This is a genomic window from Pseudomonas sp. 31-12, from assembly GCF_003151075.1.
Lineage (GTDB): Bacteria > Pseudomonadota > Gammaproteobacteria > Pseudomonadales > Pseudomonadaceae > Aquipseudomonas.
Map to the genome: position 1 here is coordinate 5946991 of NZ_CP029482.1, position 24907 is coordinate 5971897.

The 24907-nt window shown below is 60.0% G+C and carries 24 protein-coding genes; 6 read left to right on the forward strand and 18 right to left on the reverse strand.

Going from position 1 to position 24907, the window contains the following annotated elements:
* Nucleotides 1-65: 65 nt before the first annotated feature.
* On the reverse strand, nt 66-791 hold the full coding sequence (gene pgeF / locus DJ564_RS28070; RefSeq protein ID WP_109634938.1) for a peptidoglycan editing factor PgeF: 726 nt from the start codon (nt 789-791) through the stop codon (nt 66-68).
* A complete protein-coding gene (rluD, locus tag DJ564_RS28075; RefSeq protein WP_007942311.1) occupies nt 788-1750 on the reverse strand; it encodes a 23S rRNA pseudouridine(1911/1915/1917) synthase RluD in 963 nt (320 codons plus the stop codon). Before rluD ends, pgeF begins: the two co-directional genes overlap by 4 nt.
* A 151-nt stretch (nt 1751-1901) precedes the next feature.
* On the opposite strand from rluD, the gene DJ564_RS28080 reads away from it, so the two are divergent.
* From DJ564_RS28080 to DJ564_RS28095, 4 genes are all read left to right on the forward strand, one after another.
* The gene (locus tag DJ564_RS28080) at nt 1902-2924 is read left to right on the forward strand and encodes an outer membrane protein assembly factor BamD (RefSeq protein ID WP_109634940.1); all 1023 of its coding nucleotides are present in this window, start codon (nt 1902-1904) and stop codon (nt 2922-2924) included.
* 114 nt (nt 2925-3038) lie between these two features.
* Nucleotides 3039-3272, forward strand: a complete 234-nt coding sequence (locus DJ564_RS28085; protein ID WP_109634942.1) for a PP0621 family protein — start codon at nt 3039-3041, stop codon at nt 3270-3272.
* Nucleotides 3262-4851 carry a PAS domain-containing sensor histidine kinase gene (locus DJ564_RS28090; RefSeq protein WP_109634943.1) on the forward strand — a complete coding sequence of 530 codons (1590 nt, stop codon included), beginning with the start codon at nt 3262-3264 and terminating at the stop codon, nt 4849-4851. Before DJ564_RS28085 ends, DJ564_RS28090 begins: the two co-directional genes overlap by 11 nt.
* Nucleotides 4848-6194, forward strand: coding sequence for a sigma-54 dependent transcriptional regulator (locus DJ564_RS28095; RefSeq protein WP_109634945.1), 1347 nt, complete (start codon nt 4848-4850; stop codon nt 6192-6194). The genes DJ564_RS28090 and DJ564_RS28095 overlap by 4 nt, the downstream gene beginning before the upstream one ends.
* 48 nt (nt 6195-6242) lie before the next feature.
* On the opposite strand, the gene thiO is transcribed toward DJ564_RS28095, so the two are convergent.
* From thiO to DJ564_RS28130, 7 genes are read right to left on the reverse strand one after another with little or no spacing between them, the layout of a single operon-like run.
* A complete protein-coding gene (gene thiO / locus DJ564_RS28100) occupies nt 6243-7343 on the reverse strand; it encodes a glycine oxidase ThiO (protein ID WP_109634946.1) in 1101 nt (366 codons plus the stop codon).
* Between the two features lie 57 nt (nt 7344-7400).
* Nucleotides 7401-7802, reverse strand: a complete 402-nt coding sequence (locus DJ564_RS28105) for a type IV pilin protein (protein ID WP_109634948.1) — start codon at nt 7800-7802, stop codon at nt 7401-7403.
* Between the two features lie 14 nt (nt 7803-7816).
* Nucleotides 7817-10909, reverse strand: a complete 3093-nt coding sequence (locus DJ564_RS28110; RefSeq protein ID WP_109634950.1) for a pilus assembly protein — start codon at nt 10907-10909, stop codon at nt 7817-7819.
* Nucleotides 10896-11366: a PilX N-terminal domain-containing pilus assembly protein gene (locus DJ564_RS28115; protein ID WP_109634952.1), complete on the reverse strand. Its 471-nt coding sequence runs from the start codon at nt 11364-11366 to the stop codon at nt 10896-10898. Before DJ564_RS28115 ends, DJ564_RS28110 begins: the two co-directional genes overlap by 14 nt.
* Nucleotides 11363-12076, reverse strand: coding sequence for a PilW family protein (locus DJ564_RS28120; protein WP_109634953.1), 714 nt, complete (start codon nt 12074-12076; stop codon nt 11363-11365). The genes DJ564_RS28115 and DJ564_RS28120 overlap by 4 nt, the downstream gene beginning before the upstream one ends.
* Nucleotides 12073-12522, reverse strand: coding sequence for a type IV pilus modification protein PilV (gene pilV / locus DJ564_RS28125; RefSeq protein ID WP_109634955.1), 450 nt, complete (start codon nt 12520-12522; stop codon nt 12073-12075). Before pilV ends, DJ564_RS28120 begins: the two co-directional genes overlap by 4 nt.
* Nucleotides 12519-12992 carry a GspH/FimT family pseudopilin gene (locus tag DJ564_RS28130; protein WP_109634957.1) on the reverse strand — a complete coding sequence of 158 codons (474 nt, stop codon included), beginning with the start codon at nt 12990-12992 and terminating at the stop codon, nt 12519-12521. The genes pilV and DJ564_RS28130 overlap by 4 nt, the downstream gene beginning before the upstream one ends.
* A gap of 131 nt (nt 12993-13123) precedes the next feature.
* On the opposite strand from DJ564_RS28130, the gene DJ564_RS28135 reads away from it, so the two are divergent.
* Nucleotides 13124-13681, forward strand: coding sequence for a GspH/FimT family pseudopilin (locus DJ564_RS28135; RefSeq protein ID WP_109634959.1), 558 nt, complete (start codon nt 13124-13126; stop codon nt 13679-13681).
* Here DJ564_RS28135 and ispH read toward each other — a convergent pair.
* The 6 genes from ispH to murJ all read right to left on the reverse strand — a co-directional run bounded on the left by ispH (nt 13650) and on the right by murJ (nt 21191).
* Nucleotides 13650-14597 carry a 4-hydroxy-3-methylbut-2-enyl diphosphate reductase gene (gene ispH, locus DJ564_RS28140; protein ID WP_109634961.1) on the reverse strand — a complete coding sequence of 316 codons (948 nt, stop codon included), beginning with the start codon at nt 14595-14597 and terminating at the stop codon, nt 13650-13652. The two genes, DJ564_RS28135 and ispH, sit on opposite strands and share 32 nt — an antisense overlap.
* A 193-nt stretch (nt 14598-14790) precedes the next feature.
* Nucleotides 14791-15228 carry an FKBP-type peptidyl-prolyl cis-trans isomerase gene (gene fkpB, locus DJ564_RS28145; protein ID WP_178082362.1) on the reverse strand — a complete coding sequence of 146 codons (438 nt, stop codon included), beginning with the start codon at nt 15226-15228 and terminating at the stop codon, nt 14791-14793.
* Between the two features lie 7 nt (nt 15229-15235).
* Nucleotides 15236-15748: a signal peptidase II gene (gene lspA / locus DJ564_RS28150; RefSeq protein WP_109634964.1), complete on the reverse strand. Its 513-nt coding sequence runs from the start codon at nt 15746-15748 to the stop codon at nt 15236-15238.
* Nucleotides 15741-18572, reverse strand: a complete 2832-nt coding sequence (gene ileS, locus DJ564_RS28155) for an isoleucine--tRNA ligase (RefSeq protein ID WP_109634966.1) — start codon at nt 18570-18572, stop codon at nt 15741-15743. The genes lspA and ileS overlap by 8 nt, the downstream gene beginning before the upstream one ends.
* A complete protein-coding gene (gene ribF, locus DJ564_RS28160; RefSeq protein WP_109634967.1) occupies nt 18573-19523 on the reverse strand; it encodes a bifunctional riboflavin kinase/FAD synthetase in 951 nt (316 codons plus the stop codon).
* Between the two features lie 129 nt (nt 19524-19652).
* Nucleotides 19653-21191 (reverse strand): murein biosynthesis integral membrane protein MurJ, encoded by a 1539-nt coding sequence (gene murJ, locus DJ564_RS28165; RefSeq protein ID WP_109634969.1) that lies wholly within the window; start codon nt 21189-21191, stop codon nt 19653-19655.
* A 252-nt stretch (nt 21192-21443) separates the two neighbouring features.
* On the opposite strand from murJ, the gene rpsT reads away from it, so the two are divergent.
* Complete coding sequence (gene rpsT / locus DJ564_RS28175) at nt 21444-21722, forward strand: 30S ribosomal protein S20 (RefSeq protein ID WP_008154937.1); 279 nt, start codon at nt 21444-21446, stop codon at nt 21720-21722.
* Between the two features lie 185 nt (nt 21723-21907).
* Here the strand turns inward: rpsT and DJ564_RS28180 are convergent, their stop codons facing one another.
* The 3 genes from DJ564_RS28180 to cgtA form a co-directional block, all read right to left on the reverse strand.
* Nucleotides 21908-22372 carry a CreA family protein gene (locus tag DJ564_RS28180; protein WP_109634971.1) on the reverse strand — a complete coding sequence of 155 codons (465 nt, stop codon included), beginning with the start codon at nt 22370-22372 and terminating at the stop codon, nt 21908-21910.
* Between the two features lie 12 nt (nt 22373-22384).
* Nucleotides 22385-23503, reverse strand: a complete 1119-nt coding sequence (gene proB, locus DJ564_RS28185; protein ID WP_109634973.1) for a glutamate 5-kinase — start codon at nt 23501-23503, stop codon at nt 22385-22387.
* 137 nt (nt 23504-23640) lie between these two features.
* Nucleotides 23641-24864, reverse strand: coding sequence for an Obg family GTPase CgtA (gene cgtA / locus DJ564_RS28190; protein ID WP_010467530.1), 1224 nt, complete (start codon nt 24862-24864; stop codon nt 23641-23643).
* Between the last annotated feature and the right edge of the window lie 43 nt (nt 24865-24907).

Below are 24907 nucleotides of genomic sequence, written 5' to 3' on the forward strand. Positions count from 1 at the left end.
CCGTTATAGATGCGGTCGATTCTGGGAGTTTCAAGCGTCGAACAGTTGATGTAGATCAGGAAAGCTTAGTCTTCGAGCCAGATAAGGGAGGCAAACCGACCAGTGCGTGGACTGCGGCGGTAAGAAAAGAAGCGAGGATCGGTCACGGTACAGAAACCGCCACCATAAACAACGGTGACACCGCGCACAGCCAGACGCAAACGCGCCAGCTCGTAGATGTCAGCCATGAATTTGCCAGCATTTTGGCTCGGCACAAAGGCTTTGGCCGCTTCAGGCAGTTGCTGGACGAAAGTCTCGCGCACTTCGGCGCCGACTTCGAAGGCTTGCGGGCCAATGGCCGGGCCAAGCCAGACCAGCACGTCTTCCGGAGGTACGGCCAAACTGTCGAGCGTTGCTTCGAGCACACCCGCCGCCAACCCGCGCCAACCGGCATGGGCCGCCGCAACGCGAGTGCCCGCGCGGTCGCAAAACAATGCGGGCAGGCAATCGGCGGTCATCGCGGCGCAGGCGATTCCGGGTGTGGAAGTCCAGCTGGCGTCGGCGGTGGCCGTGATGCCTGGATCCGCGTGGGCCACGGCGATGCCGTGAACCTGCTTTAACCAGGCCGGTTGAATAGAAAAATGATCGGTGAGGCGACGGCGGTTTTCGGCAACCGCTTCGGGGCTGTCGTCGACGTGATCGCCGAGGTTGAGGCTGTCGAACGGCGCCAGACTGACGCCGCCCGCACGGGTGGTCACACAGGCTTTCACCCCGGCAGGCGCAGGCCAGTCGGGAATCAGCCAGTCACTCATCCGATGAACGCCTCACGGTCTTGCTTGAGCAGAGTCAGCAACCAGACGAAGTCGTCCGGCAGTGGCGATTCCCAGCTCATGCGTTTACCGGTGGTCGGGTGATCCAGCTCCAGGAACCGAGCATGCAGGGCCTGACGCGGGAACGCCTTCAACGATTCGACCATGGTCACACTGGCTGCCGGCGGAATGCGGAAACGACCGCCGTAGGCAGGGTCTCCGACCAACGGATAGTTGATGTGAGCCATGTGCACACGAATCTGGTGCGTACGACCGGTTTCCAGCTTCACCCGCACATGCGTGTGGGAGCGGAAACGCTCAAGCACGCGGTAATGGCTGACGGCTTGCTTGCCCCCTTCCATCACGGCCATGCGCTGGCGTTGCTGGCCGTGACGACCGATCGGCGCGTTGATCTTGCCGCCGGCAGTGACCACACCGATCACGATGCATTCGTAGATCCGGCTTACGCTGCGGCTCTGCAATTGCGTGACAAGCTGTGTCTGCGCCTGAATGGTCTTGGCCACCACCATCAGACCGGTGGTGTCCTTGTCGAGGCGATGCACGATACCGGCGCGGGGCACATTGATAATGTCCGGCACGTGGTGCAGCAAGGCGTTGAGCAGGGTGCCATCGGCGTGACCGGCGGCAGGATGCACCACCAGGCCCGCAGGTTTGTTGATCACCAGGATGTCGTCGTCTTCATAGACGATGTCCAGCTCGATGTCTTGAGCGATCCATTCACCCTGAGCTTCCTGCTCGGCAGTCAGCTCAAGAATGGCGCCACCATGAACGATGTCTCGCGGGCGGATAACCGCCCCATCCACAGTCAGGCGGCCGTCTTTGATCCAGGCGGAAAGGCGCGAGCGCGAGTGCTCAGCGAATAATTGTGCGGCGACTTGATCGAGGCGTTGGCCGCCCAATTCGGACGGCACCTCTGCGCGAAGTTCAATTTTATCGGACATGCTCAGACTAGGCGTCGGCACAGCCTTTGGTTTCGGCTGCGCGCTTGTGGTTAAATACGGCGTCTTTTGCCCCGAGGCTATTCAACGGGGCGCTCATCATAACAGGACGGCCCCGCCCAAGACAGCGGCCGTCATAGGGACGCAAGCCGCCATGCAAGTGAAACACCTGCTGCTGATCGCCATCCTCGCATTGACCGCTGCTTGCTCATCGAAGGAAGTCGTAGACGAAAACCTTAGCGAAGTCGAGCTGTACCAGCAGGCTCAGACCGACCTGGACAACAATAGCTACACCGCCGCCACAGCCAAGCTGAAGGCGCTGGAGTCGCGTTATCCGTTTGGGCGCTACGCCGATCAGGCTCAACTCGAGTTGATCTACGCCAACTACAAGAACGCCGAGCCTGAGGCTGCCAAGTCTGCCGCGGAGCGTTTCATTCGTTTGCACCCACAGCATCCGAACGTGGATTACGCGTATTACCTCAAAGGCTTGACCTCCTTCGACCAGGACGTCGGCCTGCTGGCGCGCTTCCTGCCGCTGGACATGACCAAGCGTGACCCGGGTGCTGCCCGCGACTCGTACAACGAGTTCGCCCAGCTGACCAGCCGCTTCCCGAACAGCCGCTACTCGCCGGATGCCAAGCAGCGCATGATCTACCTGCGCAACCTGCTGGCCTCCTACGAAATTCACGTCGCCGACTACTACCTGACCCGTCAGGCCTATGTCGCCGCCGCGAACCGTGGTCGTTACGTGGTGGAAAACTTCCAGGAAACCCCATCGGTCGGCGACGGCCTGGCGGTGATGACTGAAGCCTATCAGCGTCTGCACCTGGACGATCTGGCAGCCACCAGCCTCGAAACCCTGAAGCTCAACTACCCGAACCACCCAAGCCTGGTGGACGGTCAGTTCAAGCCTTCGGTCGACGAAGCCGACAACCGTTCGTGGTTGAGCAAGGCCACCCTGGGCCTGATCGAATCCCGTCCGCCGCTGCCGCCGGGCGAAACCCGCGCCAACCAGGACGTGCAGAAGCAGTTCCAGGATGCCAAGGATGCGATTCCGAACGATCTCAAGCCTAAAGATGCAGATGGCGACGTGATCGAAGAAGAGGAACACGAGTCCGAAGCCAACAACGAAGACCGCTCGTGGTTCAGCTACATGACCTTCGGCGTGTTCGACTGACACATCGGGTTGTGCAAAAAAGGGAGACTCTTGAGTCTCCCTTTTTTATTGCGCTGTGCGCGGGTCAGGTCCTTGGCTAAACTGCCTGTTCATTAGCCAATAAAGCTGCTCACCATGCTTCGTTTACTGTTCTGGATTGCCTTGATTGCCGCTGCGGTATGGTTCTGGCGCAAGTTCAAGGCTTCGACTTCCGCGCCCAAGTCCCCCGCCGAGCGGGATGCCGCGCCCATGGTCCGCTGCGCGCATTGCGGCGTTCACCTGCCCCGCGACCGCGCGCTGAGCCTTCAACAACAGTGGTATTGCAGCCAGGCTCACCTCGAGCAAGGCCCGGGCTCAAGTGATCGCTGAGACGTCCAGTCCCGGCGGCAAACAGGCTCAGCGACTGCTGCGCCTTTATCATCTCTACCGTTTAAGCGTCGGCATCACTCTGGTGCTGTTGATCTCCAGCAACATGGACAACCAGTTGCTGGCTTTCGCCGAGGACGAACTGCTGCGCAGTGGCAGCTGGTTATACCTGGTGCTGAACATCCTGCTGGTGGTCTTTTGGGAGAACACCCGACGGCCGGCCCAGCTTTTCAGCCTTGCCCTGGTCGATGTCCTGCTGCTGTGCGGCCTGTTCTATGCCGCGGGCGGCGTGGCCAGCGCCATCGGCAACTTGCTCATCGTTTCGGTGGCGATCAGCAACACCCTGTTGCGCGGGCGTATCGGCCTGTTGATCGCGGCGGTTGCTGCTCTGGGCATCGTCGGTTTCAGCTTCCTCCTGAGCTTCAGCCACCCCGTCAGTCCCAGCGAGTACCTGCAAGCCGGCACCCTCGGCGCGCTGTGTTTTGCCGCTGCATTGCTGGTGCAGGGCCTGATCAGTCGACTGGAGGTCAGCGAACACCTCGCCCGGCAGCGCGCCAGTGAAGTGGTGGGCCTGGAAGCGCTCAACGCGTTGATCCTGCACCGCATGCGCACGGGCATTCTGGTGCTCGACGACCAGCGGCGGGTCCAACTGGCCAATCACAGCGCCTTGAGCTTGCTGGGGCAGAAAAACCTCGACGGCCAGTTGATCGACGATTACTCACCAGCCTTGGTCGAACGCCTGCAACTATGGTTCAACAACCCAACGCTGCGCCCGCAAAGCCTGAAAATCGCCAGCAGTGGCCTGGAACTGCAACCCAGCTTCATTGCCCTGGACCAAAGCCCGAATCATCAGACTCTGGTGTTTCTCGAGGACCTTGCCCAGATCGCTCAACAAGCGCAGCAACTGAAACTCGCCGCACTCGGTCGTCTGACTGCCGGTATCGCCCATGAAATCCGCAATCCACTGGGCGCCATTAGTCATGCCGCGCAGCTATTACAGGAATCCGAGGAACTGAAGGGCGCAGATCGGCGTCTGACGCAGATTATCCAAGACCACTCTCAGCGAATGAATCGGGTTATCGAAAACGTCCTGCAACTGTCCCGCCGCCAGCAAACCGTGCCACAAAGGCTCGATCTGAAGCCGTGGCTGGAGCACTTCGTCGCCGAAACCCGTGAAGGGGCAACTGATCGTCAATTGATTCACCTGCACATCGGATCGGGCGACTTCAAAACCCTGATGGACCCGAATCAGCTGACCCAGATTCTCGACAACCTGTTGCGCAACGCCTGGCGCCATAGCGCGCTGAATCACGACCTGGCGCAAGTATGGCTCGAATTGTTTGTCGAACCCGACAGCCAGTTACCGACGCTCGAGGTCCGGGACAACGGTCCCGGTGTGGCGCCGGACCAACAGACGCATTTGTTCGAACCCTTCTTCACCACCAGTAGCCAGGGCACTGGCCTGGGGCTTTATCTGTCCCGTGAGCTGTGCGAAAGCAACCAGGCCCGCCTAGACTTCAATCCACGCCAAGGCGGCGGCTGCTTTCGCATCACTTTTGCTCACGGACGGAAACAAAGTTGAACACGAGCCCACGGCCAAAAGTCCTGATCGTCGACGACGAACCGGATATCCGCGAACTCCTGGAGATCACCCTGGGACGGATGAAACTCGATACCTACAGTGCCCGCAACCTTGGCGAAGCCCAGGCCTTGTTGACACGGGAGACATTCGACCTGTGCCTGACCGACATGCGCCTGCCCGACGGCACGGGTCTTGAGCTGGTGCAGTACATCCAGCAGCGTTACCCACAAGTGCCGGTGGCGATGATCACCGCCTACGGCAACCTCGAAACGGCGATCAATGCACTCAAGGCAGGCGCCTTCGACTTCCTGACCAAGCCGGTCGACCTGACACGCCTGCGCGAACTGGTCACCAGCGCCCTGCGTTTGACGGCCGCGGGCAGCGCCAGTAACGCAATCGATCGCCGGTTGCTGGGCGATTCACTGCCCATGCGCAACCTGCGCAAACAAATCGACAAACTCGCCCGCAGCCAGGCGCCGGTGTACATCAGCGGCGAATCCGGCAGCGGCAAGGAATTGGTCGCCCGACTGATTCACGAACAAGGCCCGCGGTCTGCTCAACCATTCGTCCCGGTCAACTGCGGGGCGATTCCGTCGGAGTTGATGGAAAGCGAATTCTTCGGTCATCGCAAAGGCAGTTTCAGTGGCGCCATCGAAGACAAACCCGGGCTGTTTCAGGCAGCCCATGGCGGCACACTGTTTCTCGACGAGGTCGCTGACTTGCCCTTGGCGATGCAGGTCAAACTGCTCCGGGCCATTCAGGAGAAGGCCATTCGCAGCGTCGGCGGGCAGCAAGAAGTGGTGGTCGACGTGCGTATCCTGTGCGCCACCCACAAAGACCTCGACGCTGAAGTCAGCGCCGAACGCTTTCGCCAGGATTTGTACTATCGGTTGAACGTGATCGAACTCCGCGTTCCCCCATTGCGCGAGCGCCGCGACGACATCGAACCGCTGGCCAGTCATGTGCTCAAGCGTCTGGCGGCCGGCAGCGGCCAACCCGCCGCGAAGCTCCACCCACTCGCTCTCGACGCGCTGAAAAGTTACCGCTTCCCAGGCAACGTGCGGGAGCTGGAGAACGTGCTGGAGCGGGCTTACACCCTGTGCGAGAACAAACAGATCGAAGCCAGCGACCTGCGACTGGCCGAAGGCAACTGCACCGCAGAGAACGGCGTGGCGGACCTGACGCAGATCGACAACCTGGAAGACTATCTGGAAAACGTCGAACGCAAACTGATCCTGCAGGCATTGGAGGAAACCCGCTGGAACCGCACAGCGGCGGCTCAGCGGTTGAATCTCTCATTCCGGTCGATGCGCTACAGGCTCAAGAAACTCGGCCTGGATTGAGGGCCCCATCGCGAGCAGGCTATCTGACCGTCACCGAAGATCCTTCGGCTAGATCCGCCCGGTCGGCGCATAAGGCGCCGGATCAATAATCGGCGCCCTCCCCAACATCACATCCACAAACAACTGACACGACGCTGGCGCCAGCACCAGCCCGTTACGGTAATGCCCGCAATTGAGCCAGAGTCCGTCGAAGCCCGGCACTCGGCCAATGTAGGGAATGCCCTCCGGCGACCCCGGCCGCAATCCAGCCCAATGCCCCACCACTTCGGCATCCGCCAACGCAGGAATCAGCTCCACCGCCGACGTTTTCAGACTCTCCAGCGCCGAATCGGTCGGCGTCTTGTCATAGCCTTCATGTTCCAGCGTGCTGCCAATCAGAATGTGTCCGTCGCGCCGGGGAATCGCGTAACGCCCCTTGGCCAGGACCATGCTCGGCAAGAAGTCCGCCGCGCACTTGTACAAAATCATCTGACCTTTCACCGGCTCGACCGGCAATTCAAGCCCCAGACTCTTGAGCAAGTCACCACTCCAGGCGCCCGCCGTCAGGACCACCTGATCACCGAGAACAGGGCCCGTCGAGGTCTGCACACCGACGACCCGATCGCCTTCACGAACAAACCCGCTGACTTCGCACTGCTCACGAATCGTCACGTTCGGCAGCGCCAGCAAAGCAGCCTTGAGGGACTTCACCAGCCGCGGATTACGCACGTTGGCCACATCGGCCATGTAGATCGCCCGGGAAAAACCGGCGCCCAACACCGGTACAGCATCATGTGCCGCCGAGATATCCACAGCCCGCAGCGGACGGTTTTCCCGCTCGGCCCAGGCCAGCGCCTCGGCCTCGTCATCCAGATCCAGCCAGTACAGGCCGGTGGTGTGCACTTCAGGATCAACCCCGGTCGCGGCGAACAGTCGCTCACCGAGCTGTGGATAAAAATCCTGGGACCAATGCGCCAGCGCGGTGACTGCCGGGCTGTAGCGCCACGGATAGAGCGGCGAAACAATTCCGCCACCGGCCCACGACGATTCCTGACCGACGTTCGAACGATCCAGCAACACGATACTTTGCACTTCGGACGCGAGATTGAACGCCGTCAGCAACCCAATCACGCCGCCGCCGACAATCACCACTTGCTGTTGCCTGCTCATGTTCTGATCCAACCGATAAATAGACAGAGGACGCAAAAAGGCGCCCGAAAAAGAAACTCAGCGACCCCAGCAATCTTTGGTGACGAGCCCGGATGTCGCATTGACCATGCTTCTGACGCCAGTGTTGGTGAGGGTGAAATCCCCACACTTGTCGGTCGCCATGGCAGCGCCGGTCTTGCGCGTTGCCGTCAGCAAAAAGGTTTGATCGGTCAGGGTCGGGGTGATGGTGTAGAAGTCGTTGCCGGCGCTCAATCCGGTGGCAGCGGTGTAGACATTGTTTTTCGAGTAGAACCGCTCAAGGATTTGCGCCTGCTCGGAAAGCAGCCCGGCCACCTCAGTGCGGCGGCCCTTTTTCACGTACTCCGTGAGGTTTGGGGCGGCAATGGTTATGACGATCCCGATGATCGCAATCACGATCATGATTTCGATCAGGGTGAAACCTCGGTTGGATCTGCGCATTCCTAAACTCTCACTTACTGTATTTGTCGCCACATGATGCGACGGCTGCCGCCGCCGGATTTTTCCACCAGGGTGCTGATGCCGCCACTGGAATCGTTCACGATCTTGCGGGTCGCACCGTTGACGATGGCGTTCAGCGTCGGGATGCCGCCGGTGAAAATCACGCCGCTGGACACCGTGTCCTTGGTGTCGACTGTCCCGTCGTTATTGGTATCGAGCACCGCGTAGTTGAGCATCTTACCGCTGAACGCATCCAGTTCGACCAGTTTGCCCGTACCGAAGCTGGCGCATGGGTCGGTGGTGTCCACACTCGCCGTGGTAAAGACGATTCGCCCCAGCACCAGATTGGCCTGATTGATCACCCGCTCCCCCGTCAGCGCGCTGTTGTACACCAGCGGCAAGTACCAGCCCTTCTCCCCTGGATAGATCACGTCGTTCTGGCTGGTGGTGATGAATTGCCCGGTGCTGCCCGAGAACACACCGGTCACCGCTTGCGCCTGCAAACTGGAGACGGTGATCTGGCCGGCCCCGCCTTCCGCATCCCACACGGCGTAGAACGCCTGCAAATCCTTGTTGGTCTTGTCGGCAGTCTCGTTGAATTTGCCGGTGCCGAAGAATACTTCCTTGCCGCCCAGTGAGTTGTCCGCCAGCAACGGCTGCACGGTAATCGGCTGGGTGGCGCCACCCGCCGTGGTAAACAACGGCTTGCCGGCAAACGCCACGCCCCAGCTATTGGGGGCGGTAGCGCTCAAATCAAACTTCCATAACCGCCCTTTCAGGTCGCCACCATAGGCGGCCTGCACCACATTCTGCGAGTTGACCCTGAGCTTCACCGACGATAGGCCGTTGGTGGTGTCGGTGCTGTCGACCACGATTTTCTTGATCAACGAACCGTCACGAACATCCACCACGTACAACGCCGCCACCCCGGAGTTGCTGCCATAACCGTTGGAAATGAACGCAGCCCAGCGACCGTCGGCCAAGCGTGCCACTTCCGGTCGTGCGTAGGCATAACCCAGATCATTGAAAACGTTCGCGGTGTTGGCCGTGGCCGGTGCGCTGAACTCCCACAATGCCTTGAACACGTTGCCCGCAGACGCATCGAACAGCTGCAATGCATAGAAAGTTCTGCCGCCGGCCCCGGTCCCGCCAATGGCCAGGGTTTTCCAGGCGCTGCCGAACTGGGCATCGAACACCCCGAGCTGACCGTCGACCAGAAACTTGTGGCTCACACCGTTGATGTAGGTCGGGTCGGCGATGTAGCGCAGCGATGGCAACACACTGGAAGGCATGTAGGCATAACGCCGGGTGCCATTGGCCGAGTTGATGACATTCACGAACCCGTCGTTGGCGTTCACCACCAGGCTGGTACTCATGGTGGCAGCCTTGGTGGTCAGGTAGGTGCTGTAGGTGGTGTCGCCCGTCAGATCAGAGGCGGTTTTGTCCGTGGGTGACGCCAGTACAAGGGGCGAATTGATGATGTCGCCGAGCAGCACGCTACGCACCTTGAGCCCGGCTTTGTTGGTGCCCTTGCTCCATTCCACCAGATCGCTGCCGGTGATGCCCGTAGGCAGGCCTTGGCTGAGGGAGGTCTGCTGCGTCGGGGAGAAGCTGGTATACGCCAAGCTGACCACCGTGTTGGTCAGGGTGTTCCAGGACTGGTAAGTCGGTGCGGTGGCACCGGGAACGATGGTGGTGTCGGTGGTCCACAACGCTGCCGCGGTGTTGACCGTACCGGCCGTGGTGAAGCCGAAGGATTTGATCGTGCCGCGCCAGTCTTTAGGGTCATAACTGGTCTGGAAGTAACTTGAATTGCTGGCCAGGGTAGTGCCGCTGGTGACACCGCTGCCACCGGAGCCGGCCTTCGAGGTGATGTCGCTCAGGGCCGAGGACAATGCACTGTTGAGCCCGGCGCTGTCGGTCGCCTGATAGTACTTGCCCTGTCCGTAGCTGGCCGCGTCCGACAACATCTGATTCGCGGCGGTAAAGCCCACGGTGTAGGTGTTGATGTTCTGTTTCGGGAAGTCCACCGCGTTCCAGCTTTTGCCTGCCGCGTCGGTGCCGGTGGAGCGCATGTCGATGTCGAAAGCGAACTTGGCGATGTCATCCAGATAAAGGGTGTCGCCTTCGCCATCACCGTTGAGGTTGTTGCCATCGTTGTTCACGCCGTCCCAGTTTGGAAGCCGGCCGGTGCCCAGTGGATCGTTGGTCGGGAAGGTCCGGTCGAACGTCGGCAAGCCATCGGTGATCACCACGCCGTAGTTCTTCTGGCAGCGGTACTGGATCGGGCTGGTGTACGTCGCCGGGGTCGAGTTGTAGTACGGCGTCAGCCCACGAAAATAGCGGCTGATCTCGTAGTAGGTTTCCGCCAGCGGCGTATTGGCCACGGCACTCAACCCGTTGATGGAGGCGATCAGATTGTTGTAATTGGTATCGGCCTGGGCCTGGGTAACGCTGCCGCTCACCAGCGACAGATCGCTGATCGACCGGGCGATAAAGCCGCCATTTCCGGAGTTGTTGCTGGTGGCTGGGTTGAACGTCGCAAGGCCGATGCGCAACGCCCGGTTGCTGGCCACCAATGCCGTGGACACGTTTCGCGCCACGTTCATGCGGTAATCGTTAGGGATCGAGCCATTGGTGAAGTCACGGTTGCTGCCATTCGCCAGCCCCACCAGATACGACAGATAGTCGTCGGTATACCGGGTATTTTCGCCTCCGACCGGGTCCGGAAGCTTGAGGCACAGGGGCGCCAGGCTGTTGTTGTAAAACGCGTAGGCACCACCGGAACAACCAGACTGCGCAAGGCTGGAGAGGAAAATCGAGTCGCCGACGATGTCGCTCCCGCTCAAGCACAGGCCGAAGAAAAAATTGCATTGCCTGGCCGGTGTGCGTCCGGTGACCGTCGGATCGAACCCGGGGGCATAGAGGATGCTGTTCATGCTCCCCGAGTCGTCGATCAGCAACATCACGTTCGGCACGACCGCTGCCGCGCTTAACAGCGGTGAATCCGACGGTGTGAAGGCGTAAGCAGGAGCGGACAGGTAAAGCCCCAGCACCATGCCGCAGATCAGCTGCCACAACCCGCCACGCCTCTCAGTACTTCGCATAAATACTCTCCACGACGCTGCGCGAGTTGCCCGCGATGCCGACGGCGGTCACCCGGTAAAGCGTCGCCGAGGTGTTGCTCGGCACATTTACCGCGTTGACTGTGGTGCCGATATTCTGCACCGCGTAAAAGCCCTTGCCCGAGGCGATCCAGGTCACGCCGGAGGTGGAGCTGGAGCCGGCGGCAGTGACCGTCGACGCGTCGGCCGGTGGTGCGCACTGGCTGCAGACCGGCAATGAATAGCTGTCCAGCTGGACCGCGCTTTCGCCCACGCGTAACGCCGCTTCAGCGCCCTGGAACGACTGATTGCGCAAGCTCACACTGCCGGCCATTTTTTCCTGCAGGGTGGCGTTCTGCATCGATGAAAGGCCGATCAGCGTCAGCAACAACAGAAACACCAGGCTGACCAGCAGCGCCATACCCCGCTGGGCGTGAAAAGTCATGGAGGCCTTCCTCATGGCAACCTGTTGCGCAAGGCGGCAACCACGTTGAACGTTTGATTGCGCACCCGGTTGTTCGGGTCGGTGAGGGTCAGGCTCAGGCGGACGCTGCGAATCCGCGCGGGGTCGGACGGGTTAGGGCTGTAGCTGGAAGCGGCGACGTCAGTGGCAGAATTGGCGAGGCCGAAGCTCACGCTGAAGGCACTGACGTTGTCGATCAGCACAAACTGGGCCGGCGTGCCGGTACCGGAGCCCATCATGATTTTGTTATTGCTGAAGCTGTAGATCAGGCGCCGGATCGGGAATGCCAGAAACCCCGAGGCCGCTACCCGCGCACCCGTGTAGGCCGTCGCCGTGTTCCGACAGTCGGAGATCACCGTCCAGGCGGGCACCCCGCCACTGCTTCCGATATCAGCGGTCACCAGCGTCAACTTGAGGTTGGCGTTGTCCCAACTGATGGGCGTTATCTGGCCAGCGCTGAAGTCGCCGGCAGTACTTGAGTCAGTGATCGTCCCCAGGCAGCCAAACATGCCGACCATGCGGAGTTCCTGAATCATCTTGCTCAACACAAACCGCGCATCTTCCTGCATGGCGGCGGAGGTGTTCTGGCTGACGTAGGTGTTCTTGGCGGCGATGAAAACCTGCACCACGCCCAGCACCACAATCAGGCTCAACGCGAGGGCGATCAACAACTCGATCAGCCCGAAACCTCTGCTGGACCGATTCATGGCGTTGCCACCGGGTCGACAGCGGCACGACTGGTCAAAACGAAGCTGCGACGTGAATTGGCGGTATTGGCGGCGCGCGAGTCGTCCCAGGTGATGGTGATGGTGTAGACCCGCTGGCTCAGCGTAACGGCACCGGTGGCCGTCGCGCCGCCGAAATTGACGATGTTGGTGGTGAAATCGTAAAGGTCCTGATCCCGGGCAACGTTCAGGTTGCCTGACGTTGGTGGCGTCACGGTATAGTCGGCGCCGGAGTTGGCGCGGATACGGTCCATCATGTCGTAGGCGATAAAACTCGCCTGGCTAGTCATCCGCGAACTGTCGGTGTACTTCAGCGCATTGAGCTGAATCGCCGCCGCGCCCAGCAGCCCCACGGTCAGAATCACCAACGCGACCAGCACTTCGATCAGCGTCATGCCCTCCTGTGCATGTTTGCTCCGTTCCCTCATCCGCAATTTCCACCCAATAGAATTCGTCCGTTCAAACACACATTCAGCGTCCTGCTTTGCGCCCCCAATACATAGCTGATCACCACGGGTGTGGGCGGCGCCGCCAAACCGCCCAGATTGTTGAAATCAATGGCGGTCACTCCCAAGGGTAGCGTCAGAGCCGCGCCGCTGCTCATCGCTGGAACAACCCGCAATACATTGGCCGGCGTGTTCGTACTGTCATAGACCGCCAACTCACCGGTCCAGACGCTGCCACCCGCGGTCGGACGAATCCGAGTAGCGACGCCCCGGTCGATGGCCTCAAGCCGGGCGAAATTGAGTCCGCGTTGCAGGTCGCCAATTTCGGTGTCGGCCTTGGTGCCTTGCACCGACCGGGTAAACGCGGGCACGGCCAGGGTGATCAGGATCAAAAAAACCGCGAGCGAGACCAGCAGCTCGATCAGCGTGAAACCTTTTGTACGATGATCCATCAGTGCCCTCCGTTGCCGTCGGCTATACCTGCTTCTACACGCTAGAACATTCGACCGGACGGCGTACGGTTGATTTGCCATTACTCGCGCACGGATTGCGCGGGCCGCAGCACTCCACGGAGGGAGATGATATGCATCAGCGAGGCTTCAGCCTGATCGAACTGCTCATGGGACTGACAATTGCCGGGATTGTTCTGCTGTTGGTCAGTCCGGCGTTCGCGGCGCTTACAGAATCGAATCATCGCGAGGAGGCGGCGAAGTCTCTTGCCAGTGGTATTCGCAGTGCCCGAAGCGAAGCACTCGCGCGTAATCAGACCACCGTCATCCATGGCATCAACGACGACTGGGGCCAGGGCTGGCGAATCATTCTGGATATCAGCGGCAAAGGGCCGGAGGACAGCAGCAATCCGATGCTGATTGAGCGCGTAAGTGGCGCTCGGGTGCCGATTGTCGGTAATTGGCCGGTCAAGCGATTCGTGCGTTTCAGCCGTATTGGCGAACCACAAATGCCTGGCCGGGCCTTTCAAGCGGGGACGCTGCACATTTGCGCAGCCCGCGAACCGGTCAGCCAGCGCCAGGTGGTGCTGGCCGCGACCGGTCGCGTCAGCCTGCGCAGCGATAAGGCTGAGCAGGCGCTGTGTCCGGGAGAGAAAAAAGTTAAAGCAGGGAGCGCACGCGCAACTCTTTAGGCATGGAGAACGTGATGTTCTCCTCCCGACCAGCCAATTCATCGGCCCCGGTAGCGCCCCAGGCCTGCAACTGCTGGATCACGCCACGCACCAGCACTTCCGGAGCAGAGGCGCCAGCGGTGATACCGATACGCTCGACACCGTCGAACCAGCTCTTTTGCAGGTCTTCGGCGCCGTCGATCAGGTAAGCCGGGGTGGCCATGCGTTCGGCGAGTTCACGCAAGCGGTTGGAGTTGGAGCTGTTCGGGCTGCCGACCACCAGTACCACATCACATTCGTCGGCCAGTTGCTTGACGGCGTCCTGACGGTTTTGCGTGGCGTAGCAGATGTCGTCCTTGCGCGGGCCACCAATCGCCGGGAAGCGTGCACGCAGGGCGTCGATCACGCGGCTGGTGTCGTCCATGGACAGGGTGGTCTGGGTCACGAACGCCAGTTTGTCGGGGTTGACCACCTGCAACGAGGCAACGTCTTTCTCGTCTTCAACCAGATAGATCGCGCCACCATTGCTGCCATCGTACTGGCCCATGGTGCCTTCGACTTCCGGGTGACCGGCGTGGCCGATGAGGATGCATTCACGGCCGTCACGGCTATAGCGCGCGACTTCGATGTGCACCTTGGTGACCAGCGGGCAAGTCGCGTCGAACACTTTCAGGCCTCGGCCGGCGGCTTCGGTACGCACAGCCTGGGAAACGCCGTGGGCACTGAAGATCACGATGACGTCGTCCGGCACCTGATCCAGTTCCTCGACGAAGATCGCCCCGCGAGCACGCAGGTCTTCGACGACGAATTTGTTGTGGACCACTTCGTGGCGCACATAGATCGGCGGCCCGAAGACTTCCAGGGCGCGGTTGACGATTTCGATCGCCCGGTCCACGCCGGCGCAGAAGCCACGGGGGTTGGCGAGTTTGATTTGCATGCTGTGCCTCGTGTCTTGCGCGCAAGAAATAGTAGTGCCACCTGTCATACGAACACCGGGTTCGAAAACAGTAAAAATCTTAATGTGGGAGCGGGCTTGCTCGCGAAGGCTGCTTCACATTCAACAAAAATGTTGGCTGATACACCGCTTTCGCGAGCAAGCCCGCTCCCACAATTAGACCGCATTCGGTCAGTTACAGCGATTTGACGCTGATGATCTCGACGTCAAAGGTCAATGTCTTGCCGGCCAGCGGGTGATTGAAGTCGATGGTCACTTGCTCGTCATCGAATTCTTTCACAACACCCGGCAGCTCAGTATTGGCCGCATCGTTGAAGATCACCAGCAAACCCGGCGACAGGTCCATGTCCTTGAACTGCGAACGCGGGATGATCTGCACGTTTTGCGGGTTTGGCTGGCCAAACGCGTTTTCCGGTTGAATCGTCAGCGTGCGCTTATCGCCCGCCTTGAAGCCGAACAGCGCCGCTTCGAAACCCGGTAACAGGTTGCCATCGCCGACCTTGAAGGTCGCCGGGGCTTTGTCGAAGGTGCTGTCGACCGTGTCGCCGTTCTCCAGGCGCAGTGCAAAGTGCAAGGTGACTTCCGTGTTCTGGCGGATGCGTTGCTCAGCCAATACCTGTTCAGTCATGAACGGTTTCTCCGGTTTTCTTGCTTTTGAACATATCTAGCGCAAGCATCACGGCACCGACGGTAATTGCACTGTCGGCGAAGTTGAACGCCGGGAAGTACCAGCGGTTCTGCCAATGCACCAGAATGAAATCGATCACATGGCCCAAGGCAATGCGGTCATACAGATTGCCCAGCGCCCCGCCCAGTACCAGCGCCAAAGCGACGGCCAGCCAGGTTTCGTTGCGCCCCAGACGCTTGAGCCAGACCACCAGAACCGCACTCACCCCAATGGCGATCAGGGCAAACAACCAACGCTGCCAGCCAGAACTGTCAGCCAGGAAGCTGAAGGCCGCGCCGGTGTTGTAGGCCAGGGTCCAACTGAACAGATCGGGAATGATCACGATCTGCTGGAACATTTCGAGCTTGTTTTCGAAGTAGAACTTGCTGGCCTGGTCGATGACCAGGACCAGCAAACTCAACCAGAGCCAGCTCAACCGTCCGAAACGGCCAGCAGCATTAGGCATAATGACGAACCTCGCCAGCGCCGCTGATGTTGTCGACGCAACGACCGCAGATTTCCGGATGCTCCGGGTTCACGCCGACGTCTTCACGGCAGTGCCAGCAACGGGCGCACTTGGCGAAGGCCGACTTGACGATTTTCAGCTTCAGGCCGCTGACTTCGGTGACTACCGCGTCCGCAGGTGCCTGAACAAAAGGCGCCACACTCGCGGTCGAGGTGATCAGCACGAAGCGCAGTTCGTTGCTCAGCTGGGCCAGGTCGGCGCTCAGAGCGTCTTCGGCGAACAGCGTCACTTCGGCTTGCAGGTTGCCACCGACGGCCTTGGCCGCGCGCTGGATTTCCATTTCCTTGTTGACCGCGACCTTCACCGCCATGATCCGCTCCCAGTAGGCGCGGCCCAGTTCGACGTTGTCCGGCAATTCGGTCAGGCCTTCGTACCAGGTGTTGAGCATCACCGATTCGTTACGCTCGCCCGGCAGGTATTCCCACAGTTCGTCGGCGGTGAAGGCAAGGATCGGCGCGATCCAGCGCACCAGCGCTTCGGAGATGTGGTACAGCGCGGTTTGCGCCGAACGGCGGGCCTTGCTGTTGGCGCCAGTGGTGTACTGACGGTCCTTGATGATGTCGAGGTAGAAACCGCCCAGCTCCTGCACGCAGAAGTTGTGGATCTTGGAGTAGACGTTCCAGAAGCGGTATTCACCGTAGTGCTCTTGCAACTCGCGTTGCAGCAGCAAGGTGCGGTCCACGGCCCAACGGTCCAGCGCAAGCATTTCTTCGGCCGGCAGGATGTCGGTGGCCGGGTTGAAACCGGTCAGGTTGGAAAGCAGGAAGCGCGCGGTGTTACGGATCCGCCGGTAGGCGTCCGCACTGCGTTGCAGGATCTGGTCGGAAACCGCCATTTCACCCGAGTAATCGGTGGAAGCGACCCACAGACGCATGATATCTGCGCCCAGAGTGTCGTTGACCTTTTGCGGCGCGATCACGTTGCCCAGGGACTTGGACATCTTGCGACCGGACTCGTCGACGGTAAAGCCGTGGGTCAGAAGCTCGCGGTACGGCGCGTGGTTGTCGATGGCGCAACCGGTCAGCAACGACGAGTGGAACCAGCCACGGTGTTGGTCCGAACCTTCCAGGTACAGGTCGGCACGCGGGCCGGTTTCGTGGCCCATCGGGTGCGAACCGCGCAGGACGTGCCAGTGCGTGGTGCCCGAATCGAACCAGACGTCCAGGGTGTCGCTGATTTTGTCGTATTGTGGCGCTTCGTCACCGAGCAACTCGGCGGCGTCCATCTTGAACCAGGCTTCGATGCCTTCGACTTCGACGCGCTTGGCGACTTCCTCCATCAGCTCGGCGGTACGTGGGTGCAGCTCGCCGCTTTCCTTGTTCAGGAAGAACGGGATCGGCACGCCCCAGTTGCGCTGACGGGAGATGCACCAATCCGGCCGGTTGGCGATCATCGAGTGCAGGCGCGCCTGGCCCCAGGCCGGAACGAACTGAGTCTCTTCGATGGCTTTGAGCGCGCGCTTGCGCAGGGTGTCGCCGCTGACAGGCTCTTTGTCCATGCCGATGAACCACTGCGCAGTGGCGCGGTAGATCAGCGGGGTCTTGTGACGCCAGCAGTGCATGTAGCTGTGTTCGATGATGGTGGTGTGCAGCAGCGCGCCGACTTCGGTCAGCTTGTCGACGATGGCCGGGTTGGCTTTCCAGATGAACTGGCCGCCGAAGAACTCCAGCGATGTCACGTAAACGCCGTTGCTCTGTACCGGGTTGAGAATGTCGTCGTTGACCATGCCGTATTTCTTGCAGGTCACGAAGTCGTCCACGCCGTACGCCGGAGCGGAGTGAACCACGCCGGTGCCAGCGCCCAGTTCAACGTAGTCGGCCAGGTAAACCGGCGACAGACGATCGTAGAACGGGTGACGGAAGTTGATCAGTTCCAGTTCTTTACCGGTGGTGGTCGCGATGACCGAGCCTTCCAGGCTGTAACGGGCCAGGCACGACTCGACCAGTTCTTCAGCCAGCACCAGCAGTTTGTCGCCGACATCGACCAGGGCGTAGTTGAATTCCGGGTGAACGTTCAGCGCCTGGTTGGCCGGGATGGTCCACGGGGTGGTGGTCCAGATCACGATCGAAGCAGGCTTGGCCAGGGACGCCAGACCGAAAGCGGCAGCCAGTTTGGCTTCATCGGCAATCGGGAAAGCCACGTCGATAGTCGAGGACTTTTTGTTCTCGTACTCGACTTCCGCTTCAGCCAGGGCCGAACCGCAATCGAAGCACCAGTTCACAGGCTTCAAGCCCTTGAACACGAAACCGCCCTTGACGATTTCGGCCAAAGCGCGGATTTCACCAGCTTCGTTCTTGAAATCCATGGTCTTGTACGGGTTGGCGAAGTCGCCCAGCACGCCCAGACGGATGAATTCGGATTTCTGCCCTTCGATCTGCTCGGTGGCATAGGCGCGGCACAGTTCGCGGGTTTTGTCCGCGCCCAGGTTTTTGCCGTGGGTCACTTCGACTTTGTGCTCGATCGGCAGGCCGTGGCAGTCCCAACCCGGAACATAAGGCGCGTCGAAACCCGACAGGGTTTTCGAGCGGATGATCATGTCCTTGAGAATCTTGTTCAACGCATGACCGATGTGAATCGTGCCGTTGGCATACGGAGGACCGTCGTGCAGGACAAACTTCGGACGATCCTTGCCAATCTCGCGCAACTTACCGTACAGGCCAATGCTGTCCCAGCGCTGCAGGATCTGCGGTTCGCGCTGAGGCAGGCCGGCCTTCATTGGGAAGGCGGTGTCCGGAAGGTTTAGCGTGGCTTTATAGTCGGTCATTTAAGGCTCTTCATTAGCGATTGGCGCTAGGTGCGACAGGGCACGGGCGGCGGCAACATCCGCATTGATCGCCGTCTTAAGCGCCTCCAGAGAGGCGAAACGCTGCTCTTCACGCAGCTTGTGGTGGAAAACCACCGTCAAACGCCGGTCATACAGATCGCCGGCAAAATCTAAAAGGTGTACTTCGAGGTGGGCTTTGCCATCCCCTTGTACCGTTGGCCGCACGCCAATGTTGGCGACACCTGGCCAGGTCTTGCCGTCGATGTCGACGTTGACCAGGTAAACCCCGGTCAGCGGCACGCGACGACGCTTGAGTTGAATGTTGGCAGTTGGCGTACCCAGTTGGCGCGCCAGCTTCTGACCGTGCAGGACCCGCCCGGTGATCTGGAACGGTCGCCCGAGCAGTCGCTCGGCCAAGGCAAAATCGGCAGCGGCCAAGGCATTACGGACCTGGGTGCTGCTGACGCGAATGCCGTCCAGCTCGACGGTTTGCGCCGCTTCGACGGTAAAGCCCTGAACGATGCCGGCCTGCTGCAGGAAATCGAAATCCCCTACCCGGTCACAGCCGAACCGGAAGTCGTCACCGACCTCCAGGTGCTGGACGCCGAGGCCGTCGACCAGAATCGTATCGACGAACTCACTGGCGCTGAGCTTGCTCAGACGATGATTGAAGGCCAGGCACAGGACCCGGTCGACACCTTCGTCGGCCAGCAGCTGCAGTTTGTCCCGCAGCCGGGCCAGACGGGCCGGGGCCGTGTCCGGGGCGAAGAATTCTCTCGGCTGCGGCTCGAAAATCACCACGCAGCTGGGCACGCCCAACTCGATAGCGCGCTCACGCAGCCTCGCCAGGATAGCCTGGTGGCCACGGTGAACACCGTCAAAGTTGCCAATAGTGGCGACACAGCCCCGATGCTGGGGGCGCAGGTTGTGGAGGCCTCGAACCAGCTGCATAACGCGCTTCTTGCTCATAAAGTGGTCGATTATAACCACACCCGGCGGCCGACGACAGGCAACACCGTAACCCAAAGTAATCGAGCCGACAAAACCGCCGGTTCGCCCATGTTTATCGAGGCAAAAGCCTCAGCTCAACGCCTTGCGATTGAAGTCGCGCAAACGAAAGCCCATCAACAGCAGCATGCCGAAATAACTGACCACGCCGGCAGCGACCAACGCGCCCAGGCGCAGGAACCGCTCCAGCATATGCCCCTGATCCCAGGCCGGCATGAAGTGCATCCCGGCCAGCAGCACAGCAGACATCACCAACACCGCAATCACAAGCTTGGCGCCGAACTTGGCCCAGCCCGGTTGCGGCTGATACATCTGTTGCTTGCGCAGCTGATAGAACAATAGCCCGGCGTTGATGCAGGCACCGACGCTGATGGCCAGGGCCAGACCAGCGTGAGCCAGCGGACCGATCAGCACCAGGTTGAACAACTGGGTAACGACCAGCGTGAAAATCGCGATTTTTACCGGGGTGCGGATGTTTTGTTGCGCATAAAAGCCCGGCGCCAGCACTTTGATCACGATAATCCCGAGTAAACCGACGGAGTAAGCGATCAACGCCCGCTGGGTCATGGAAGCATCAAACGCACTGAATTGCCCGTACTGGAAAAGCGAAACCGTCAGCGGTTCGGCCAGAATCCCCAGTGCCAGCGAACACGGTAGCACCAGCACGAAGCACAGGCGCAGGCCCCAGTCGAGGATGCGCGAGTATTCCTGGCGATCCTTGCTGGCATAGGTCTTGGCCAGGGTCGGCAGCAAAATCGTACCCAATGCCACGCCCAACACACCGGACGGCAACTCCATCAAACGGTCTGCGTAATACATCCACGACACGGAGCCGGCGACCAGAAACGAAGCAAAAATGGTGTTGATGATCAAAGAAATCTGGCTCACGGACACACCGAGAATTGCCGGCAGCATCTGTTTCATTACTCGCCAGACGCCGCTGTCGCGCAGATTCAGGCGTGGCAGCACGAGCATGCCGATCTTTTTCAGGTGCGGCAGTTGATAGAGCAACTGCGCCAGACCACCCACCAGCACCGCCCAGCCCAGGGCCATGACGGGAGGATCGAAGTACGGTGTCAGGAACACCGAAAAGACGATCATGCTGACGTTGAGCAGGGTCGGCACGAAGGCCGGCACCGAGAAGCGGTTGTACGTATTGAGGATCGCACCGGCCAATGAGGACAGGGAGATCAGCAATATATAAGGGAAGGTCACCCGCAACAGATTTGAGGTCAGCTCGAATTTTTCCGGGGTATCGGTGAAACCCGGTGCGGTGGCCCAGATGACCCACGGCGCGGCGAGTATGCCCAGCGCGGTGACCAGGGCCAGCACCAGCGTCAGCAGGCCGGAGACGTAAGCAATGAAGGTTCGCGTCGCCTCCTCGCCTTTCTGGCTCTTATATTCAGCCAGGATCGGCACGAATGCCTGGGAAAAAGCCCCTTCGGCGAAGATTCGCCGCAGCAGATTGGGCAGTTTGAAGGCGATAAAGAAGGCGTCAGTCGCCATCCCGGCACCAAATGTGCGTGCGATGAGGGTGTCACGAACGAACCCCAGAATCCGGGAAAGCATCGTGATAGAGCTGACGGCGGCCAACGATTTGAGCAGATTCATTGAAAGAGTTTGTGCCTGTCGATAAACAGCAGGCGAACAAAGCGCCTACTTATGCGATACTCCGCGCCGCAGCAGCACAGAGCCAAAGCTCGCGAGTTTACAGGTCAAGCGCCGGAAATAAATATCCCGCCTCTTTATACCTACCACTTAGCGGAACGTCTCAACCGCCCTTGACAAGACATCAACTCATCGGCATGATTCGCGGCCTATTTTGTTTGCTATTTCCTAAAAAGTCTTTCGAGGAGCTCGACGGTGGCCAACACACCTTCCGCCAAAAAACGTGCAAAACAGGCTGAGAAGCGTCGCAGCCACAACGCCAGCCTGCGTTCCATGGTTCGTACCTACATCAAGAATGTAGTTAAGGCCATCGACGCAAAAGACGCTGAAAAAGCTCAAGCAGCTTACGTTCTGGCTGTGCCAGTTATCGACCGTATGGCCGATAAAGGCATCATCCACAAGAACAAGGCAGCTCGTCATAAGAGCCGCCTGAACGGTCACGTCAAGGCTCTGAACCTTGCTGTTGCCGCATAAGCGATAAGCTTGTTGAAAAACCGACCTCAGGGTCGGTTTTTTATTGCCTGCGATTTGGTAAACGCTGCGCAAAAAAAATGTGGGAGCGGGCTTGCTCGCGATAGCGGTGCAACACTCAACATTGATGCCGACTGTTACACCGCTATCGCGAGCAGGCTCACTCCCACATTTCGATTTGCGCCAGCTTATTGGGCGTGCGTCCACGGCAGGATCGGGATCGCCGTCACCGCATTCTGCGGGCTGCCTTCGATCAAGCGATCGCTGTAGACCAGATACACCAGCGTATTGCGCTTCTTGTCGAGGAAGCGCACCACTTGCATGGTCTTGAACACCAGCGACGTGCGCTCCTTGAACACCTCGTCACCGTCCTTCAGTTCACCCTTGAAGTTGATCGGACCGACCTGGCGGCAAGCAATAGATGCCTCGGCGCGATCTTCAGCCAAGCCCAAACCACCCTTCACGCCACCCGTCTTGGCCCGCGACAGGTAGCACGTCACGCCCTCGACCTTCGGATCATCAAATGCTTCGACGACGATACGGTCGTTCGGGCCAACGAATTTGAACACCGTCGACACCTGACCAATCTCCTCGGCCGAGGCCAGCAGCGGCATTGCCAACAGCAGACCCAACAATCCTTTTGCCACACGCATTCAAATATTCCTTCAGACCAGAATCAGGTTATCGCGGTGAACCAGTTCTGGCTCAGCCATGTAACCCAACAGACCGACAATCGCCTCAGACGACTGACCGATGATTTTTTGTGCTTCCAGCGCGCTGTAGTTGGCCAGGCCGCGGGCGATCTCACGACCGTCCGGGGCCACGCACACCACCATTTCACCGCGCCGAAAACTGCCCTGGACCAGTTTGACACCAACCGGCAGCAGACTTTTGTTGCCTTGGGACAGCGCCGTCACCGCCCCCGCATCCAGCACCAGCGTGCCTCGGGTTTGCAAGTGACCAGCCAACCATTGCTTGCGCGCCGCCAGCATGCCGCGCTCAGGCGACAACAGGGTGCCGATGCGCTCACCCGCCTTCAGACGATCCAGCACGCGCTCAATGCGCCCGCCGACGATGATGGTGTGCGCACCGGAACGCGCTGCCAGGCGCGCAGCGCGCAATTTGGTCTGCATGCCGCCACGACCCAATGCACCACCGGTACCGCCAGCGACGGCGTCCAATGCCGGATCATCGGCGCGAGCTTCGTAAATCAGGTTCGCATCAGGGTTGTTGCGCGGATCAGCGTCGAACATGCCGTCGCGGTCGGTAAGGATCACCAGCAAGTCTGCTTCGACCAGGTTGGCCACCAGCGCCGCCAGGGTGTCGTTGTCGCCGAAGCGGATCTCGTCGGTGACCACGGTGTCGTTTTCGTTGATCACCGGAATCACTTTCAGCTCGACCAGCGCACGCAGGGTGCTGCGGGCGTTCAGGTAGCGCTTGCGGTCCGACAAGTCATCGTGTGTCAGGAGAATCTGCGCGGTATGCCGGCCATGCTCGGCAAAGCTCGACTCCCAGGCCTGCACCAACCCCATCTGACCGATCGCAGCGGCAGCCTGGAGCTCGTGCATCGCACTGGGTCGTACGCTCCAGCCCAAGCGGCTCATCCCCGCCGCTACTGCCCCGGAGGACACCAGCACCAGTTCGACGCCGGCTTCATGCAAAGCCACCATCTGCTCGACCCAGACACCCATTGCCGCGCGATCCAGGCCTTTGCCGTCCGCCGTCAGCAAAGCGCTGCCGATCTTCACGACCCAACGCTGCGCACCTGTCACCTTGCTCCGCATCATCTTCAACCTTAGCTTGAGGACAGCGCGACCTAGCACTGCCCGTAACGTTATTCGTGGTTACTCGTGACCAACTATCGATTTCCAGATACTAAAACGCCGCTCGATTGAGCGGCGCTTAAGTTTACTGCAACGAATCAGTCACGCACGTAAATGATTTCCGGACCGTCTTCGTCATCCACATCTTCTTCGTCCCAATCATCGTCGCCGATATCGTGAACCGACTTCACGCCGCTGCGACGCAGGGCACGCTGGTCATCCAGCGCCTGCAGCTGAGCACGAGCTTCGTCTTCGATGCGCTGATCGAGCTCGGCCAGTTCTTCTTTGTAGACAGGGTCGTTCGCCAGACGATCAGCGCGATCTTCCATATAACGCATGATGTCGTGGCACAGACGCTCGGTGCCCAGCTTGGAGATGGCGGAGATCACGTAGACCGGACCAGTCCATTCCAGGCGATCAACGATCTCCTTGACGCGAGCATCGTGCTCTTCTTCAAGGATCTGGTCGCACTTGTTCAGCACCAGCCAACGATCACGCTCAGCCAGGGACGGGCTGAACTTGGTCAGCTCGCTGACGATCACTTCAGCAGCATCCGGAGCGCTGGCGTCATCCAGCGGCGCCATGTCCACGAGGTGCAGCAGCAGACGGGTACGCGACAAGTGCTTGAGGAAGCGAATCCCCAGGCCCGCGCCATCGGAAGCGCCTTCGATCAGACCCGGAATGTCCGCGACCACGAAGCTCTTCCAGCGATCGACGCTGACCACACCCAGGTTCGGCACCAGCGTGGTGAACGGGTAGTCGGCGACTTTCGGCTTGGCGGCCGAGACCGAGCGGATGAAGGTACTTTTACCGGCGTTCGGCAAGCCCAGCAGACCGACGTCAGCCAACACTTTCATTTCCAGCTTGAGATCACGCGCCTCACCCGGTTTGCCCGGAGTGGTCTGACGCGGAGCACGGTTGGTACTGGATTTGAAACGGGTGTTGCCCAGACCGTGCCAGCCGCCATGAGCCACCAGCAGTTTCTGGCCCGCCTTGGTCAGGTCGCCGATCACTTCCTGAGTGGCGGAGTCGATGACGGTGGTGCCGACCGGAACACGCAGGACCAGCTCTTCACCTTTTTTACCGGTGCAGTCGGTGCTGCCGCCGTTGGAACCGCGCTCGGCATCGAAGTGCCGGGTGTAACGGTAGTCCACCAGTGTGTTGAGGTTTTCGTCGGCGATCATGTAGACCGAGCCGCCGTCACCACCGTCACCACCGTTCGGACCGCCGTTTTCAATAAATTTCTCGCGACGGAAGCTCATGCAACCGTTGCCGCCGTCACCGGCCTTTACTCGAATCGATACTTCATCAACAAACTTCATAACAAAACGCCTCTCGTCATACGGACGAGCCGAAAAAATCCAG